The 1245-nt window shown below is 65.5% G+C and carries 1 protein-coding gene and 1 pseudogene; both read left to right on the forward strand.

Annotated elements, in window-relative coordinates; translation table 11 throughout:
• Positions 1-639 (forward strand): annotated as a pseudogene (locus tag ACFWAR_RS39395) (IS5 family transposase); the annotation flags it as partial.
• Between the two features lie 216 nt (positions 640-855).
• A complete protein-coding gene (locus ACFWAR_RS39400) occupies positions 856-1215 on the forward strand; it encodes a hypothetical protein (RefSeq protein WP_385788556.1) in 360 nt (119 codons plus the stop codon).
• Positions 1216-1245: the final 30 nt, after the last annotated feature.

The following is a 1245-nucleotide window of genomic DNA, read 5'->3' on the forward strand; positions in this document are numbered from 1 at the left end:
ACCAGCTCCCGCCCGGCTTCGGCCCCTCCGGAGTGACGGCGTTCCGGCGCTTCACGGAGTGGTCGCAGGCCCGGGTGTGGGCCAACCTGCACCGCCTGGTCTTGGATGAACTCGGTGCCCGCGGCGCGTTGGACTGGTCGAGGTCCGCGATCGATTCCGTGAGCGTCAGGGCCCTCAAAGGGGGCCGTTGACGGGACCGAATCCGACCGATCGTGGCAAGCCAGGATCGAAAATCCATCTGCTCGTCGACCGCAACGGCCTGCCCATCTCGATAGGCATCTCGGCCGCCAATGACCACGACAGCCAGGCCCTGATCCCGCTGATGCGAGGGATACCACCGATCCGCTCCCGCTTCGGCCCCGTCGCCGCCGCCCCGCAAAGCTCCACGGCGACAAGGGCTACGACTACGACCACTTGCGCAACTGGCTGCGACGACGACAGATCGTGCCCCGCATCGCGCGGCGCGGAATCGAAGCCTCCGATCGGCTGGGCCGGCACCGCTGGGTGGTCGAGCGAACCATGTCCTGGCTGAACGGATGCCGACACCTGCACCGCCGCTACGAACGCAAGCCTGAGCACTTCCTCGCCTTCGTCGGCATCGCCAGCACCCTGATCTGCTACCGCCGCATCATCAAATGAAATGGCGCCTTACGGCGAGTGGCCAAGGTGCACCGCTCAATTCGGTGTGGAGCGGGGCTGCCAATGCGCGCCGAGCAGAGTTGAACATGTTCAGCTTTCGTGGCAGCGTGAGCGCTTGACGATCTGGTGTGCGAAGCAACCAGGGTTTGACGTACGCAAGGGGGAGTCATGCGTGATGAACGAGGGCGAGTCGCTGCGGGGTTGCGTGGAGTGGTCTTGGCGGTCGCGGTGTTGACGCTGGCCACGGGGTGCATAGGGCAGCCACAGACATTGGCTCGGGCCGACATCGTAGGCACCTGGACCGAGGGCGATACCGGGACCCTGCTCTTCAAGGACGACGGCACCGTCGTCGTAACCAACCTTGCCGAGTTCAATAACGACGGCGACAAGGTGTCGGAGTGCAGCGGCACCGGCAAGTGGGGCGCGTATCCCGACGACGAGGAAGCGCAGAAGGTTTGGACCACCGTCTGCGACGGCAACCCGTGGGAATTCGGCGGCTCGAAGGCGCATCCGAAGATGCGGCGCAGCGTGGGAGATCCTGATAACGGGGACGATCAAACCCTCAGCCGCAAGTAGCAGAAGCCGCCCGGCGCGTCCAGCCCGCCA

The sequence above is a fragment of the Streptomyces sp. NPDC059917 genome (genome assembly GCF_042730635.1).
Taxonomy (GTDB): domain Bacteria; phylum Actinomycetota; class Actinomycetes; order Streptomycetales; family Streptomycetaceae; genus Streptomyces.